Annotated in this window: 13 protein-coding genes; 7 read left to right on the top strand and 6 right to left on the bottom strand. The window is 54.1% G+C overall.

The window, feature by feature from the left end:
* Window positions 1–51: 51 nt before the first annotated feature.
* Window positions 52–822: a hypothetical protein gene (locus AC6I8A_RS19585; protein WP_256699026.1), complete on the bottom strand. Its 771-nt coding sequence runs from the start codon at window positions 820–822 to the stop codon at window positions 52–54.
* 590 nt (window positions 823–1,412) lie between these two features.
* Here AC6I8A_RS19585 and AC6I8A_RS19580 point away from each other — a divergent pair.
* From AC6I8A_RS19580 to AC6I8A_RS19565, 4 genes are all read left to right on the top strand, one after another.
* Window positions 1,413–2,210, top strand: coding sequence for a fimbrial protein (locus tag AC6I8A_RS19580; protein ID WP_436331754.1), 798 nt, complete (start codon window positions 1,413–1,415; stop codon window positions 2,208–2,210).
* A gap of 102 nt (window positions 2,211–2,312) precedes the next feature.
* Window positions 2,313–2,816 (top strand): CS1 type fimbrial major subunit, encoded by a 504-nt coding sequence (locus AC6I8A_RS19575; RefSeq protein WP_256699029.1) that lies wholly within the window; start codon window positions 2,313–2,315, stop codon window positions 2,814–2,816.
* Window positions 2,817–2,893: 77 nt separating this feature from the next.
* On the top strand, window positions 2,894–5,632 hold the full coding sequence (locus AC6I8A_RS19570; protein WP_497818977.1) for a TcfC E-set like domain-containing protein: 2,739 nt from the start codon (window positions 2,894–2,896) through the stop codon (window positions 5,630–5,632).
* A gap of 9 nt (window positions 5,633–5,641) precedes the next feature.
* Window positions 5,642–6,808, top strand: coding sequence for a CblD like pilus biogenesis initiator family protein (locus tag AC6I8A_RS19565; protein WP_497818976.1), 1,167 nt, complete (start codon window positions 5,642–5,644; stop codon window positions 6,806–6,808).
* A 91-nt stretch (window positions 6,809–6,899) separates the two neighbouring features.
* On the opposite strand, the gene AC6I8A_RS19560 is transcribed toward AC6I8A_RS19565, so the two are convergent.
* On the bottom strand, window positions 6,900–7,493 hold the full coding sequence (locus AC6I8A_RS19560) for a LuxR C-terminal-related transcriptional regulator (protein WP_497818975.1): 594 nt from the start codon (window positions 7,491–7,493) through the stop codon (window positions 6,900–6,902).
* Between the two features lie 168 nt (window positions 7,494–7,661).
* On the bottom strand, window positions 7,662–9,758 hold the full coding sequence (fusA, locus tag AC6I8A_RS19555) for an elongation factor G (protein ID WP_497818974.1): 2,097 nt from the start codon (window positions 9,756–9,758) through the stop codon (window positions 7,662–7,664).
* 211 nt (window positions 9,759–9,969) lie between these two features.
* Between fusA and AC6I8A_RS19550 the strand changes: the two genes are divergently transcribed.
* Entirely contained in the window at window positions 9,970–10,881 is a 912-nt protein-coding gene (locus tag AC6I8A_RS19550; RefSeq protein WP_497818973.1) for a ketopantoate reductase family protein, read from the top strand.
* A gap of 32 nt (window positions 10,882–10,913) precedes the next feature.
* On the opposite strand, the gene AC6I8A_RS19545 is transcribed toward AC6I8A_RS19550, so the two are convergent.
* Entirely contained in the window at window positions 10,914–11,681 is a 768-nt protein-coding gene (locus AC6I8A_RS19545) for a YdcF family protein (RefSeq protein ID WP_497818972.1), read from the bottom strand.
* A gap of 99 nt (window positions 11,682–11,780) precedes the next feature.
* Here AC6I8A_RS19545 and AC6I8A_RS19540 point away from each other — a divergent pair, with 99 nt between their 5' ends.
* On the top strand, window positions 11,781–12,848 hold the full coding sequence (locus AC6I8A_RS19540) for a LacI family DNA-binding transcriptional regulator (RefSeq protein ID WP_256699037.1): 1,068 nt from the start codon (window positions 11,781–11,783) through the stop codon (window positions 12,846–12,848).
* A 69-nt stretch (window positions 12,849–12,917) separates the two neighbouring features.
* Here AC6I8A_RS19540 and AC6I8A_RS19535 read toward each other — a convergent pair whose 3' ends face one another.
* Window positions 12,918–13,607, bottom strand: a complete 690-nt coding sequence (locus AC6I8A_RS19535; RefSeq protein WP_497818971.1) for an aspartate/glutamate racemase family protein — start codon at window positions 13,605–13,607, stop codon at window positions 12,918–12,920.
* A 15-nt stretch (window positions 13,608–13,622) separates the two neighbouring features.
* Complete coding sequence (locus AC6I8A_RS19530) at window positions 13,623–15,680, bottom strand: FUSC family protein (RefSeq protein ID WP_497818970.1); 2,058 nt, start codon at window positions 15,678–15,680, stop codon at window positions 13,623–13,625.
* 253 nt (window positions 15,681–15,933) lie between these two features.
* Here AC6I8A_RS19530 and AC6I8A_RS19525 point away from each other — a divergent pair, with 253 nt between their 5' ends.
* Window positions 15,934–16,881, top strand: a complete 948-nt coding sequence (locus AC6I8A_RS19525; RefSeq protein WP_497818969.1) for a sulfonate ABC transporter substrate-binding protein — start codon at window positions 15,934–15,936, stop codon at window positions 16,879–16,881.
* Window positions 16,882–16,933: the final 52 nt, after the last annotated feature.

Below are 16,933 nucleotides of genomic sequence, written 5' to 3'. Positions count from 1 at the left end.
TGGCAATCGATTTGTTGAATTTGGCAATTCACGAATAAGCGAAAAAACAGATTATCGTGACAAGCTTGCCGGTAGCGGAGGCACGCCGGATAACCCGCGTAACCCGTACTCAACCATGGCCATATAGACCGCAAAATAATCCAGCGCCATTTGCATAAAGGAGAGATGCAAAATGAGTGTATTGCTGGCTTTATCCAGCGTCAGCAACCCCGCCGCTTCGGCGTCCTGCAGGCAGCGTTTGATGTGCGAACGCGATACCCCACATTTCAGTGACGCTTTCAGGTAGTTGTACTCAATAACGGTGGTTTTTTGTTGCAAACTTTCGATGTAAAGATCCATCAGCAGCATATGCCCGGCATCCCTGAAAATGAAGGCTTTACTCTCTGGCACCATATCGAATAAGTAGACATGCTTGAGGGTAATTTCAGCGTATTTTTGGAAGTATTCGGCATGGAAGTTTTCCATTTTCAGGCATGCCGAAACGTCGAAATCTCCATACAACATGCCATACGGGATCATCATGGTATTAATTAAGGCGCGGGTTTCATCCAGCGCTTTGCTGGTCACCGTGTAGGTTAACTTGCGTTTATCCAGCGCGTCCTTTTTAACTTCCATACGCCCGCCTACCCGAATAAACAGCAGAAAGGAGTCAATAGTGTTGTCGCTAATCAGGCCGGTTTTCTTACAAAAGTCTTTTACATCACGCAGCGTTGGGTTTGCTGAAGTGAAGGCGTACGCCATGATGGCCGAGCCAATAATAAAGCGATTGGCTTTAAAAATGACTTTAAAATAGAGCGGCTTAGTCAGATACAGTCTAAACAACAGCTTGTAATGCTTCTGCATAACTGACGAGATGTTTTTATTTGACTTAATCTCTGCTGCGCGATGATAAATTAATGCTGTGAGTTGCTGTTTGCTTTTCATATTGCTGTGTGGTGTGCCTGGTTATCAATTATAAAATTTTTTAAAAATCACCCTCATGCTCCTGGATTTATTTAAATCCTGTTGAGAGGCGGTTGATGATGCTTTATGGAGGTATTATTTCTGAGGTTAATATTTTAAGATTAACATGGGTCTTTTTGCCCTTCTGTGCACGATCTTACCATCAATGGACTATTTTATGTAAAGCTTGATTTATTCTGAGCTGACATGCCCGTTTCTAAGCCTGAAAATTGATCTTTGTTTTTACAATTATTTCATTAAGTTAGGTCGCGATATTTCCTCAAGTATTCCCTTTGTAGCACGGCTTAAAAAAATTAACCACAAAAATGGACAGTGACTTAACAAAGCCCCTATGAGAACTTTCTTAACGCACGGTTATTCCACTTGGTTAAGTGAGACTGGTTTATAGCCAAGCCGATTCATACAGGGAATATCCGACAGATTTTTGATGGAATTTATAAGGATTTATCATGGACGACTCACCGCATAAGACACTGCGTCACGGCCTTTCAATGGCTATTTTAAGCCATAACACTCTGGTGAAAAAACTCGCTTACCCACTGATTATAATGTGTTTTATTTCCATGCCAGCGGCATGGGCGAATATGAGTGTCTATCCGATGGAAGTCACCCTAAATAATCAGGGTGCGGCACAGGTGCAGACATTATCGCAAAGCGGTGAAGCGCAGTTTATTCGCGTCAGCATCAAGAGAATTGAGCGCCCTGCAACACCGTTTGAAAAAGAAATATTGGTTGAAGATGCCGTTTCGCCATCGCTTATCGCCACCCCGGATAAATTCGCGCTGGCTTCCGGTTCACAACGCATTATTCGGCTGATTTCATTACAACCGCCAGAAAAAGAAACTGCCTGGCGCGTTTACTTCGAGGCCGTGGCTGCCCCGGATGAATTGAAAGATAAATCGCCGCAGAATAATAACATCAGCAACCAGGTCGGCATCAATTTAGTCTGGGGCGTGCTGGTACATATTCCGCCGCGTAATGCCAGATTATCGCTCACGCAATCAGCATCAGGCGAAGTCAAAAACGCTGGCACGGTTCGCGTAGTGATTCGTGAGGTCGCGGTTTGCTCAAAACAACATAGCAGCAGCAGCTGTCAGTGGAAAAAAGAACACGCCACGGTTTATCCGGATGAGACATTGCGTTTTAAAGCCTGGAGTTCGGCAGAATTAGCGGCTGCTCAGGAAGTCAGAATAAAACATGTTGATCTCAATACGCGGAATATCGCCGAGTACGTTATCGGACACTGATCAACACGTATTAAAGGAATAACAACCTGTTTGTTATAAAGCAGTTCATTACCCATGAGACGGTCATTTACGGCCAGTACAAGGATTTTCACGGAGCTACAAATGCAAAAATTAATCAAACCACTAGTCATCGCTGCTGCGTTAACGGCTGTATTTAATGCACAGGCGGTACAGAAAGATATTACGGTGAATGCGAATGTTGATTCGACGGTGGATATGACGCAGGCGGACGGAACCGCATTACCCGGCACCATTAATATGCAATATATTCCGGGCCGTGGTTTGTCTACCTATTCACTGGACACCAAAATCTGGTCAAACTCGCAAACCGCCAATATTAACGTTGCGCTGGTGAGCGCTGCGCAGCTTAACAATACCGTTACCGGTACAGCGGTACCTTTGACCGTCACGCTGGGCGCGGATTTAAAACCGATCACCACCACCAACACGGCGCTGACTTACGCCTCGCTGTTCCCGGCGGGCACCGCCAATGGTTCGTCAGTATTGCCACTGAAAATCTCGCAGACCACGCAAGGCGTGCTGGCAACCGGCACCTATTCCGGCGTGATTAGCCTGTTGATTACTCAGGCCACCACGCAGAGCTAATTTGTCGGCATTGACTGATCAATTATTTCGGGGGGCCGCTCGCCCCCCTTATTATTCTTTTTCAGCAGGATGCTGTAATGAAGGTCAATATTCGCGTCGTTTTAATCGCCTCTTTCATTACCCTGATCCCCTCTCTTGCACCCCGGGCGGCCACGCAGGTTCCGCCTGGTTTCGAATCGCTGGTCACCGGCCAGACGCTGTGGGTCAACCTTTCTGTTTACGGGCAATCGCTCGGCTTGTTTGAAGCTTCTGTTTCGCTGGATAGCGTCAGGTTCTTGAAACCGCATCAGGTTGCGCGGGCGGTGATGCAGCATTATCAAAAGGATCCGCAGCAGGAAAAGCGCTTAGACCATCTCATCAGTAAACCTTTGGCACGCAACGGTAATAAGGCATGCAGCAGCAACGGCGGCGCAGCGGGCTGTGACTATCTGGAGACCGATTCCCTCGCGCTGATCTATGACGAAAATAATGCCAGAGTGGCGCTGTTTCTCGGCCCGGAATTTGTGCCGCTTGCGGCTGACAATTCATCGCCCTATTACCAGCAGACCGCCGAAACGGAAGCGGCGTTTATTCATCAGCAGAATATTAACTTCGTCACCAACCGCGATGACCAGACGTTATCGCTGCAGGGGGCGGGCGCGCTCGGATTGACTGAAAACAGCTATGCCGGTATCGACTGGGACTATCTGGCGCAAAAATACCGGCAGCAAAGTCATCAGGAAGTGCGTTTTAACAACGTGTTTCTGCGCCGCGATCTCGGCAAACGCTATTATGTGCAGGCCGGACGCATGGATTCGCGCGATATCTTCAGCAACGCCGGCGGCAACATTACCTTAAGCCAACTGCCGCTCAGCACCATCGAAGGTGCGCGCGTAGGTTCGACGCTCGCCTGGATGAACCGCGCACAGGCGGCGCAAGGCACGCCGGTCACTGTCTTTATTACGCGCCCGTCGCGTATTGATGCTTATCGCGGGCAGCAACTGCTTGGCACCTTTTACCTGAATGCCGGCACGCAAAATCTTGATACCAGCGCCTTTCCCAATGGTAGCTACAGCGTGACGCTACGTATCTATGAAGATAATCAGTTGTCGCGTACCCAACAGGTTCCTTTTAGCCGCACCGGTAATGCCACCAGCCAGAACATTGAATGGTTTGTGCAAGGCGGCTCCATTCCCGATCGCGAGATGCAGGGCAACGGCGCTGCGTCGCAATCGGGTGCCGATCGCCGTGTGATGCAGGCGGGCATCAAAGTGCCTGTGATGCAAGACGCTGCGCTGACCGGCGGTGTCGCCGTGACCAACCGCAACCGCTTTATTGAAAGCGCGCTCGACTGGAGCCACGGATTTGATAATCCGCTGCTCGACGGCATCCTCACTACCCGCTTTAGCTACCTGAAAGGCAGCGAAGGCTCGCGCGGCAATATCCAGCAGGTCGCTTATAACGACGGATTTTCTCTCAGTTTCTACCGCAGCGCCCTGTATGCGCAGGATTGCTACAGCAACAACGGTGGGCAATACGGTTTTAGCGGGTGCTACCAGAGCAGCAGCCTGATGTTCAGCGTGCCGGTGAAAAGCTGGTATCTGAATGCTGGTTACAGCGCAAGCAAGAATGAAGGCCGCAATGTGCTGCCCGTTCAACTGGATGATAACGCGGTGGTGCCTCTGTGGGCGCGCCGCAATCTCTACAGCAAAACGCAGACCACCACATGGCAGGCTGGCCTTGGGCGCGGCTTCAGCGTCAACGGACTCAATATTAATACCAGCGCCAACCTCTTTACCCGCACCAGCAGCAGCGGAACTCAGCGCGATAACGGTGGCTTCCTCTCCGTCTCACTCTCGCGCGTCAGCACGCCAACCATCGATTCACGTTCGAGCTACAGTTCGCTCGGCATGACCTACCAAACCGATCGCCACAACAAGGATCAGGTTGGCTATAACGTGGCGCAAAACTGGTATTTCGATGCGCAGAATCAGCAGGAGATCGGCGTGAACCTCAACGGTAATCAGGAAAATACTCTGAATGCTTCCGTTTACGGCAAAACTGCGGGCGAATACGGCAGCGGCAGCCTGGCATTCAGCTCTGCGTCGTCCAGTTCATCCACTCAGCGCTTTAGCAGCAGCGGCAGCTACAACTCCTCATTGGCGGTAGCGCGTTCCGGCCTCTATTGGGGCAAATGGGGCAACGGCCTGCCCGGGGCGGCGGTGGGCGTGCATGTGGCAAGCAGCGATGAAAGCCGCGACACACGCGTGGATGTTTCCGTTGATGGCGCGGGCAGCGCCAGCCTGCACGGCACCGGCCGCACGTTATTCAGCGTACCGGCTTATACCCAGAGCGCGATCAGCATCAACGATTCCATCGAATCCACCGACGGGATGCGCAGCGAAATTACTCAAGGTGCCGGACGACGCACGCTGTTCATCGCGCCGGGTCGCATGCTGGTCAGCAAGGTGAATATTGTTTCGCGCTACACCTGGCTCGGCAGGCTGATGATCAATCCACAGCGTCCACTGGAAGGTGCCACGCCGCTGAATGTCGCCAGCTGGTCCGGTTTAGGCCAGGGCGGATTCAGCGCTGAGACCGATCACCGCATAAAAAATCTTTACATGGTGCGCGGCATGCAGATGTACCGCTGTGAAATTAAGGTGAAAAGCATCCATGACGTGGTGCGTTACGTCGGCGACAGCGACTGCAAACCTATCGAACTGGCTTCAGTGCCGCAGGATGTGCAGCAACGAGCAAAAATGCTGATTGTCACCCGCCAGGCAGATGAGGTTCCGCTGGCACGTACTGCGCCTTCTGCGTCGCAACAACAATAGGAAGTTTGGATGAAAAGTAAATTGCTTAGCGCGCTGACGCTATTAGGGATGTTGGCGGCCATGCAGGTGCAGGCCGCCATGCTGACGCCTTCTGGGCGCAATACCAGCGTTGCCGTAACATTTGACCGTATGTCAGTGCCGGCGCAATTGCCGATCTGGACCAATGAAAATGGCGGTTACGATACCAATGACGCGCCAAAATGGGGCCGCAACACGCTGGTTTGCCAATCGCGCACCAGCAATCAATATGGTGCCTGCCTGACATTACCTGTCTGGCTGGAAGCGTCTCCGTCACCCTATCCCGTGCCGCTGTTGTTCACCGAAAGCAGCACCAAACAGACGTTGGTACTGAATGTCTATCTCACCAAAAGGCGATCGCTGAATAATGTGGTGGTGGCAACCAATCTGGTGCCGATGAATGCCTTTGGCGGTGCCGTCACGCCGCGTGGCGATGGCACCGATTATTCGGCCTATCTTCCCTCCTCCGAGCTGAGTAAATTCCCGTCGGCGGGCACCTGGAGCGCGACGTTGAAAATGTCGCTGATGCAGTGGCCAGTCACATCCTGCACCGGAAATTCGCAGAACGTGAATGTGGGGTGTACCAATGTGACGAAAATGGGTGACTGGATCGCCACCATGACCTTCAAGGTGACCGACTACGGTAATCAGCAAATCTATCTGCCGGAGTTTGGCAATGCGGCCGCCAGCGTTGACCTTGGTTTAAAAACCTTCCCCGGCGCGCGCGCCACCACCACCGTCAGCGGCAGTCGTTCGCTGGATATGTGCCTGTATGACGGCAATAATTCTGACAGCAACCGGGTGAGCCTGTTGTTTCAGGACGAAGGTGCAGCCGCGCCCGGCCGAGCAACGGGGTTGTTTTCGCTATATCGCACAGGCGCGGATAAAACTCTGGCGCAAAATCGCCTCGATTATGCGATTGAAGTAATCAACCCGCTGACCAAAGCGCGTCAGGTGGTTGAGAACGGCAGTGAGATTATCTGGAGTGGCACCAACAGAGGTGTGTTGCGACGGGTGGTGTTGCCGGGCCAGAGTAATTCGGTGCTGTGCGTTCCCGCGCCGATGCAGCTTATTACGCCAGCCTTCATCCTGTCGTCAAAAACAGCGGGCCGTTATCAGGGCACGCTGAGGATTATTTATACCCCGACGACGCAATAATGGTGCGGGCGATGATGACATTTTCCGATGTTTTGTATGATGGGCATGTATGGGAATAAGGTCGCCATGAATGGCGACCCTACGGGGTGATTTAAAAATTATTGGTGAAACGCTGATAGAGATGCAGGCTGTTTTTCAAATTAAGTTTTTTAAAGATCTTATTCTGATGGCTGTAGAGTGTTTTTTTATTTATACCGGTTATCTTCGCCACGCCTTCAATCGATTCGTAAGTGAATAAACATCGCAGGAAATTAAACTCCTTTCTGGTTAAATGATTGTTGACTGCGGGAGCAGCCAACAGCTGGTCGCTTTTGAGCTGGCACAGCATCATTGCCAGCTTAGTACTAATGGTACCGGTTAAAGATTTTTTATCGATAAAACAATCGGCTGCGATGGCATGACTGCTGTAGTTAATCTTGTTTTTCACTGAATCCGAAAAGAAAATCAGCGTCGCGTTCAAGGTGATTTTCAGTCTGGTCAGATAATCTATCTGAGCCAGCGCCGTGCGGAAGTTTTCTGGCAGATCAAAAATAATGATTGGTGAAAGAGTGGCGGTTTTTTCCCTGTCACGCATCAGCGTCTTCATTTCTCGAAGCGTATTACAGCAAGTGATACTTGAATGTTCCAGCAGCGCAATTAAGCCCTGCTGGTGATAGCAAGACTGATCCAGATAAATGACATCCATGATTAATTTCCGATAAATATCCCTGATTCTGCGAATACTATCGGCTTCCTGGCGGAAATTAACTGTCCATTTTTGGTGCTAAATGACTCACGCGGTCGACAGGTCGATTTAAAAGTTGACCGGGCAAGAAGTGTTACCTCTGTGCCCGGTCTGATTTCACACTAAAGCTTAGGCGCGTGCGGCGATGATGCTTTCAGCCACGTTGCGGGGTGCTTCCGCATAATGCGCAAACTCCATGCTGTAGGTTGCGCGGCCTTGCGACATCGATCGCAGCGTGGTGGCGTAGCCAAACATCTCGGACAACGGCACTTCGGCGCGAATAATGCGTGCGCCAAAGCGTTCATCCATGCCCTGCAGCGTACCGCGCCGCGCCGACAAATCGCCCATCACGCCACCGGCATACTCTTCCGGCGTTTCCACTTCCACCTGCATTAGCGGTTCGAGGATCACCGGATCGGCCCGTTTCGCGGCGGCTTTGAAGCCAAAGATCGCTGCCATACGGAACGCCATTTCCGACGAATCGACATCGTGGTACGAACCAAACGTCAGCGTGGCTTTGATGTCCACCACCGGATAACCGGCCAGCACGCCGCTGTTGAGCGCTTCACGAATCCCCTTCTCTACCGAAGGAATGAACTCGCGCGGCACCACGCCGCCTTTAGTGGCATCTTCAAAGGCAAATCCGGCACCCGCCTGCTGCGGTTCCAGCGTCAGCACCACATGGCCGTATTGACCTTTACCGCCCGACTGGCGCACAAACTTGCCTTCCACGTCACGCACCGTTTTGCGGATGGTTTCGCGATAGGTCACCTGTGGCCGACCGATGTTGGCTTCCACGCCAAACTCGCGCTTCATGCGATCCACGATAATCTCCAGATGCAGTTCGCCCATGCCGGAAATAATCGTCTGGCCCGATTCCTCATCGGTGTGCAGACGGAATGACGGATCTTCGGCCGCCAGCCGCTGCAGCGCCAGGCCCATTTTCTCCTGATCGCTCTTGGTTTTCGGCTCAATCGACAGCGAAATCACCGGATCGGGAAACTCCATGCGCTCCAGCGTGATCACCGCATTAGGATCACAAAGCGTTTCGCCGGTGGTGACCTCTTTCAACCCCACGCAGGCGGCGATATCGCCGGCACGAATCTCATCGATTTCGATACGGTCATTGGCCTGCATCTGAACGATGCGACCGATGCGCTCTTTGCGCCCTTTCACCGCGTTCCACACGCTGTCACCTTTGCGCAGCACGCCGGAGTAGACGCGCACGAAAGTCAGCTGTCCGACGTAGGGATCGCTCATCAGTTTGAACGCCAGCGCCGAGAACGGCTCGCTGTCATCCGCATGACGTTCGTCGTGTTCGCCCTGCTCATTGACGCCGCTCACCGCCGGTACGTCGAGCGGCGAAGGCATCAGTTCAATCACCGCGTCGAGCATGCGCTGCACGCCTTTGTTTTTGAACGCGCTGCCGCACAGCATCGGCTGGATTTCACCGAGCAACGTGCGCTGACGCAATCCGGCAATCACCTCGTCTTCACTGAGATCGCCCTGCTCCAGATAGCGATCCATCAGCGCTTCGCTGGCTTCGGCCGCTGCTGCCACCATGTTCTCACGCCACTCGGCGGCAAGTGCCTGTAGCTCAGCAGGAATTGGCGCATAGCTGAAGCTCATGCCCTGGCTGGCGTCGTCCCAGTAAATGGCGCGCATTTTGTTGAGATCGACCACGCCGCTGAAGTGCTCTTCCGCGCCGATAGGAATGACGATAGGCACCGGATTGGCGTGCAGACGGTCTTTCATCATCTGCACCACGCGGAAGAAGTCCGCGCCCTGACGATCCATTTTGTTGACGAAGGCGATGCGCGGCACATGATATTTGTTGGCCTGGCGCCACACGGTTTCTGACTGCGGCTGCACGCCGCCAACCGCGTCATACACCATCACCGCGCCATCGAGCACGCGCATTGAGCGCTCAACCTCAATGGTGAAATCGACGTGTCCGGGCGTATCAATGATATTGATGCGGTGCGGCGTAAAGCTGCCGTCCATGCCCGGCCAGAAGCAGCTCACCGCCGCCGAGGTAATGGTGATCCCACGCTCCTGCTCCTGCGCCATCCAGTCGGTGGTTGCCGCGCCATCGTGCACTTCACCTAACTTGTGGCTCATTCCGGTGTAAAACAGGATGCGCTCAGTGGTGGTGGTTTTACCGGCATCGATGTGCGCGGAGATGCCGATGTTGCGATAACGTTCGATGGGGAGGGTTCGGGGCATGATGCGTCCTTAGTCATTCGACTCGTTCTGCGGCGCGCACCATTGCCCACCGCTGCGCAACAGCCTAAACCTATTGTACGAGTAAATACGAACAGTTTGAGCCTTTTTTAAACATCGTTAAAATCTTGTATCTGATTCAGCATTAACGGGCTGGAAAGCCGTCGCCGGTCACTTTAAGGTAAGGCTTTCACTCTCAACGGGAAAATTGACCATGCGTATTCTGGTAGTCGGCGCCGGCGCCACCGGCGGCTATTTCGGTGCGCGTCTGACGCAAGCAGGACGTGATGTGACTTTTCTGGTGCGCGAGCGCCGCTTTCAGCAGTTGCAGCAAACCGGTCTGGTGCTGAAAACGCCCACCGGCAGCGAAGTGATTCAGCCGCAGCTGGCGCAGGCCGGCTCGCTTTCGGGGCATTTTGACCTGATTATTTTGACGGTGAAAAGCTTCGCGCTGGATCAGGCGATGACCGACATCGCGCCCGCTGTCGGTCCGGACACGCTGATCATGCCGATCCTCAACGGCATGCGACATATCGATACGCTGCGCGCGCGCTTTGGCGACAAGGTGATTGGCGGCTTGTGCAAAATCAACGTCACGCTGGGTGAAAACGGCGAAGTGCTGCAGATGACGCCGCTGCATATCCTCTATTACGGCGCGCTGGACGGTCACAACGATGCGCGTTTGCAGCGCGTGGATGAAGCGCTGCGTGCGGCGCAGTTTGATACGGTGTTTGCCGATAACATCATCAGCGAGCTGTGGGAAAAATGGTTGCTGCTCAGCACCTTGGGTGCGGTGTGTTGTCTCGCGCGCGGTAATACGCAACAGGTGCTTACGTCACAAGGCGGCGAAGCGCTGCTGCAAACTGTTTTTGGTGAAGTGTTGTCGGTACTGAGCGCGGAAGGTTATCAGCAGCGCCCGGCGGTGACGGCGAAGATTTTTGAGACGCTGAACAATCCCCAAGCGGCGATGACCTCGTCGATGTATCGCGATTTAACTCAGGGCTTTGAGATTGAGGCCGATCAGGTGATTGGCGATCTGCTGGTGCGCGGCGCACGCAGCGGCGTGGTGACGCCGTTGCTGAACGCGGTGTATGTCAATTTGCAGGTGTATGTGCAGGGTCGATAAAAAACGGGTCGCCAGGGATGGCGACCAAAATCTCATAACCGTGACTGCACGCCTGGCAACTGCTTCAGGCGTTGCCAGCCAGCTTCCACCGCTTCTGGCACCTCGACGTGGCCGAGGAAACCTTTGCCGCGCGGGCCGTAGCCATTTTCATCGTCACGCAAGCGCTGGATTTCACCCATCAGCAGCGACAGAAAACGCTCCATCGACCACAATCCCTGCGGCGGCGCACCGATGATGCGCAGCATGCCCGCGTCCATCATCACCTGCGGCACAAATACCGGCCAGCTGATAAATTCCGGTGCATCCGCACGATCGCGCCATTGATAGCGGAAGGTTTCCCAGGTGCGACGCTGCATCAGCGGATCCTGCACCAGCAATACGCGCTGCGGCTGCCAGCTGTGCTCATCCAGCAACTTCTGGCTGAAGGCGGCGTTTTCCCCGCAGTTGCGTGAGACGGTTTCCAGCAACAGCAGATCGTCCGGCAGCGCGGCAAAGAGGCGGGCAACGTCGCCTAACAATTCGGCTTCGCTTTTGTCTTTACTATCAATTTGGCGATACAGCGGATGCGCCGCGAGCATCTCCACCAGCAGCGGCGTTGAGTGGCCAATGCCGCCGCTGATCAACAACGGCAGCTGATACTTTTTCGCCACGGCAATCACCGCTTCCACGTTCGGCAACACCGCGTGACCAGCGAGAATGGCTAAATCGATGTCGAGCGTGCCATCTTGTGGCATCTGATCCAGCGCCAGCCAGGCCGCCAAGGTATTGATATCCTGAATCTGATGGTTATTGAGTTGCATCCGGTTCTCCTCTTTTTACCTTTGGCAGTGTAGCGGCTTAAGTGCGTGTCGGCAGGGAAAAATTTGCTACACTCGCAGCTTAATCTTCAGGAGAGATTCATGACTGCGCGCTCCGTAACCCTCGACGATGTTGCTCATCTGGCTGGGGTTTCTTATCAAACCGTTTCCCGCGTCCTCAACCATTCCGAGCAGGTTTCGCCGCGCACCCGCGCCAAAGTAGAAGCCGCAATGCAGCAGCTCAACTATGTGCCGAATCGTGTGGCGCAACAGTTAGCAGGGAAAAACACCCGCACGCTGGGACTTGCCACCAGTGATTTAGCCTTAATGGCGCCCGCCCAGATCGCTTCGGCGATTCAGCAACGTGCGGCAGCGCAGGGTTATCATCTGGTGATCGCCATGGCGAATCCCGACAGCGCGCCGCAGGACACCGTGAATGAACTGCTGGCGCAGCGCGTCGATGCGCTGCTGATCAACCTGCCGCTGGATGCCGCGCAGGCCGCGCAGATTCAACAACAGTGCGACAACAAACCGGTGCTGTTTCTCGACGTGGAGCGCAGCGCTGAAGTGGCGCAATGCCAGTATCAAAGCGAATCCGGTGCGCAGCAGGCGGTTGATCATCTGGTGGCGCTCGGCCATCGTCAGATTGGCGTGTTAAATGGCCCGGCAAGTTCTGCATCGGCGCGCGCGCGTTTCGCTGCGTGGCAGCAAGCGCTGGCCGCGCATCAACTCACGCCATTCTGCGTGCTGAGCGGTGACTGGAGCGCGGCATCGGGCTATCAGGCGCTGCTGGCGCAGTTACCTGACCGTCTGCCGCAGGCGCTGCTGGTGGCTAACGATCAGATGGCGCTCGGCGCGATGCGCGCGCTGCATCAGCATGGCGTGAGGATCCCAGCGGAGATTTCGCTGATTGGTTATGACGATACAGCGGAAAGCGCGTGGTATCAGCCGCCGTTAACTACCGTGCGTCAGGATCTGCAGCAGTTGGGCGTGGTGAGCGTTGATCGCTTGCTGGCTCAGCTGGAAGGCGGCGATGTGACAGAGAAGACGCTGGAAACCGAGTTAGTGTTGCGGGAAACCACGGCAGCACCGCTGCAGGATGAAGTGGATGTGGCGGAGATTGCGCAGCAGTTGCAGGTTCTGGCACGCAAGTTGAAGCGCACCTCATAAATAGGTGAGGTGCGCCTGGCCGCCATGAATTTCGTAATGCTTGTCAATCGGTCGCCATAAATGGCGACCCTACGGGAGCGCGAGTTTTACAGCGTCTTCGGCGTGGATCAAGGTGGTATCGAACAGCGGAACGCTGGCGTCTTCGGCTTTTACCAGCAAAGTGATTTCGGTACAGCCGAGAATGATCGCTTCTGCGCCCTGCTCCACCAGCTCGGCAATAATCTTGCGGTATTGCGCGCGTGATTCATCGCGGATCACGCCAAGACAGAGCTCCTGATAAATGATGTCATGCACCACTTTGCGGCCTGCTGCATCGGGCACCAGCACCTCAATTTCCGACTGATTAAGCCGACCTTTGTAAAATTCCTGCTCCATGGTGAACGCTGTCGCCAGCAAACCGACTTTTTTCACGCCCGCCTGACGAATGCGCTGTGCGGTGGCATCGGCGATATGCAGCATCGGAATGCTCACCGCATCGGTGATCTGCTGCGCGACTTTGTGCATGGTGTTGGTACAGAGCACGATGAAATCTGCGCCGCCTTTCTCCAGGCTAACAGCCGCTTCTGCCAGAATCTCACCCGCTTGTTGCCACTCGCCTGCGGCCTGCAGCTTTTCAATTTCATGGAAATCGACGCTGTACATCAGGCTGCGCGCGGAGTGCAATCCGCCCAGCTGCTGCTTCACCTGCTCATTGATAATACGGTAATAGAGCGCGGTGGATTCCCAGCTCATCCCGCCAATCAAACCAATCATTTTCATCTGCTTAACTCCGTTTTAAACATGCTGTTCAGCACTGTAATGGTTTTCCGGCCAGCGCGCCGCAGGAAACAGCGATAAACGAATATTGAACAGGTGGAACATCGGCGCAAACAGCGTGTTCTCCCGCAGCGCCGCCGCTTCCAACCGTAGCAACAGCGTGTTCAGTTCCGCCAGCAATTCCGGCTGCGGCGTGGTTTGCAGCGACTTTAACCGGCGCTTGAGAAACTGGCTTAGCTCATGAAACATCGCCGCGCTTTCAATGTGATGCGCCAGCAGCAGCTCACGATGACGCGTGTAGTAGTCGTAGCAGTTTGCCCCCAGCCAGGCTTCGGCAATCAAATTGCCGCCGGAGACCAACTCTGGCACCGGATCGACGCGTTTACGCGGCAGGATGATGTTGACCTTATCCAGCGTGCGCGAAACAAACTGCTGACGCGCCGTCAGCGTGACGCTGTTGAGTCGCACCGTGGCGATAAAATGCAGCAGCTCGCGGATACCTTTGCGTACCGCACGTTTGGCGGTCCATGACGGGCGCTTGTTGCGGATCAGCGCCGTGATCACAACCGCAAAGGTAATGCCCACCAGCGTCGAAAGGATAGCGTTCACTATAAGCTGTAAATCGGGCTTGAAGTTGTGGCTCATTCCAATCAAGCCAGGAATCTGCGTGGCGACAATCAGGCCAATCAGGTTGGTCGACGGATTGGCGATAACCAATCCCAGCGCCAGCAAGCCCGGCGCAAGGCAGATCACCAGCGCTTCGAAGGTCACCGCCTGCGGAATCAGCAAGGTGATATATAGCAGGCTGATCACCACAGAAATCAGCACCCCTTTCAGGAACAGCTTCATCGGTGCAATTGGGCTGTCCATGCCGGCGAAGAAGGAACACAGCACCGCCGCCATCATCGGCGCGGTGGCACCATCCACCCAGCCGCTGCCGATCCAAAATACGCAGGTAACGAAGGTGGCAATAAACGCGGTAAACGACGACAGCAGCAACAAACCCTTATCGACGTGTTTGTGCGCGCGCGCCATTTTTCCGGCTTTAACCGCAGGCGTCCATTCACTGACGCGCTCGCTCACGCTTTGGTAGGCATCAACGATGCGCACAAAGTTGAGTAGGCGCTCCAGCAATCCGCTCAGCAAAATGCTCTCTTCAGTGTTGAGCATGCCCTGTTGCCACGCCTGTTTCAGCTGCTCTTGCGCGTGGCTGAGCTTGTCGCGCACCGGCAGCTGATCTTCCCCGTTTAGCCACAGCAAAAATTGCTGGAAGACTTCAGCGATGTAGTCGGGAAAACGGATTTGCTGCTGCGCCAGCAGATTGAGGCGCGATTCGATTGCCGTCAGCGTCGGGATGAAATAGGAGAGGTGCTGATACTGCACGCTAACTAAACGCACCAGACGCCGCGCGGCATCGCCTTCGTACACACAATGCGTGATGAGCGTTTCGACGTTAAGCGGATAGTTGGCCATCTGAATCAGTATATCTTCGCGCTCAACCGACTTCTCAGCGGGCATCGCCGTGACCAGTTCGCTGCACAGTTTGCGCGCGTTCTGATACCACAGGTTAACGCTCTGCTCTAACAGATTGCGCATCGAGACCGGCCACAGCAGGCGATGCACCAGGCTGCTGCAAACAATCGCCACGGTGATCTCCTCAACGCGGGAAATCACCGTGTAGGTGATGGCCGAGGGCTCTACCACATCGGGAAAACCCATGATCGCTGCGCTGTAGCCCGCCAGCATAAACACGTAGCTCTTCGGCGTGCGGTCGTGCAGCGAGAGATAGAGACAAACCGCCACCCACAGCGAGATGCATAGGCTAAACAGCAGCGGATCCTGCACCGTGGCGGGATAGATCAGCAGCGTAAACAGACCGCCCAGCAAGGTGCCGAAGAAACGGAAAACCGATTTCGATACCGTCGATCCCGAATAGAGCTGCGAGGCAACGTACACTGTAGTCAGTGACCAGGCCGGTTTGTCGAGATTGAGTTCCAGAGCAATGTAAAAAGCCAGAAAGGCAGCAAGACAGGTTTTGGCAGAAAACAGCATTGCGCTTCGTGAAAACCACTTCATAGAACGGGTAAAACCTTATGCAGGCAGCGGAATGGCTTATCCTGACAGAAGCTTTTGGCAATGGCATTTTGATTTGTTATACAAATTATTACCGTGCTAATTATGTGGGCATCTATGGAAATCCACACCCGCTTACTGATTACAGTGAATGATCCAGATCACATAAATAATGGTTATAAGCGATCAAAATTAATTATTTATTGGTTATATAGCAGCTTTGCTAAGGTGGCAAAAAAACCACACGAGAATCATCATGAAAGCAAAACTTCCTGTCCTGAGCGTTTTAGCTCTCAGCGTTAGCCTGCTCTCCACACAAGCCTTTGCCGCTAACCCAGAAACCGTCACCATCGGCTATCAGAAAGCCAATATCTTTGCTCTGCTAAAATATCGCGGCACGCTGGACGAAACCTTTAAAAAGGAAGGCATCGCTATCCGCTGGGTCGAATTCCCGGCGGGTCCGCAGATGCTAGAGGGCTTAAACGTCGGCAGCATTGATTTGGCCGCTACCGGCGATGCGCCGCCCGCCTTCGCGCAGGCCGCGAAAGCCGATTTGATCTATCTCGGTCACTCTCCGGCTAACCCTAAAACGGAAGCCATCGTGGTGCCGAAAGACTCTGCAATTAAAAGCGTGGCGGATCTGAAAGGCAAACGCGTCGGTCTGAACAAAGGCTCTGACGTTAACTATCTGCTGGTGAAAGCGCTGGAAGATGCGGGGCTTAACTACAAAGACGTGACGCCGGTGTATCTGCCACCCGCCGATGCGCGCGCGGCGTTCCAGAAAGGCGCGATTGATGCGTGGGTGATTTGGGATCCATACCTGGAAGAAGTGGAAGCCAACGCCGGTGCTCGTGAAATCCGCAATGCGGAAGGATTGGTGCCGCATTACACCTTCTATCTCGCCAGCCGTCCGTTTGCTGAAGGACATCCTGATACCGCGAAACAGGTGGTTGATGAGCTGAGCAAACTCAGCGATTGGGCCAACAAGAACCCGGATGACGCGGCCGCGATTCTGTCGAAATCTACCGGCCTGGATAAAGCCATCTGGCAAACCACCATTAAACGTCTGCCTTACGGCGCGTCGCGCATGACCCCGCAGGTGTTTGATGAGCAGCAGGCGTTAGCGGATACCTTTACGCGCGTGGGTCTGTTGCCAGTGAAAGTGGATGTGCGCAGCGCGACCTGGTCGCTGGATAAGAAGTAAATCATTACCAACAACAAGGTCGCCATGAATGGCGACCCTACATGCCCGGTGC

Source organism: Pantoea sp. X-Soil-ISGK-275 (assembly GCF_059730795.1).
Note: the sequence above shows the minus strand (reverse complement) of the source record. Positions and strands in the feature narration are given on the sequence as shown.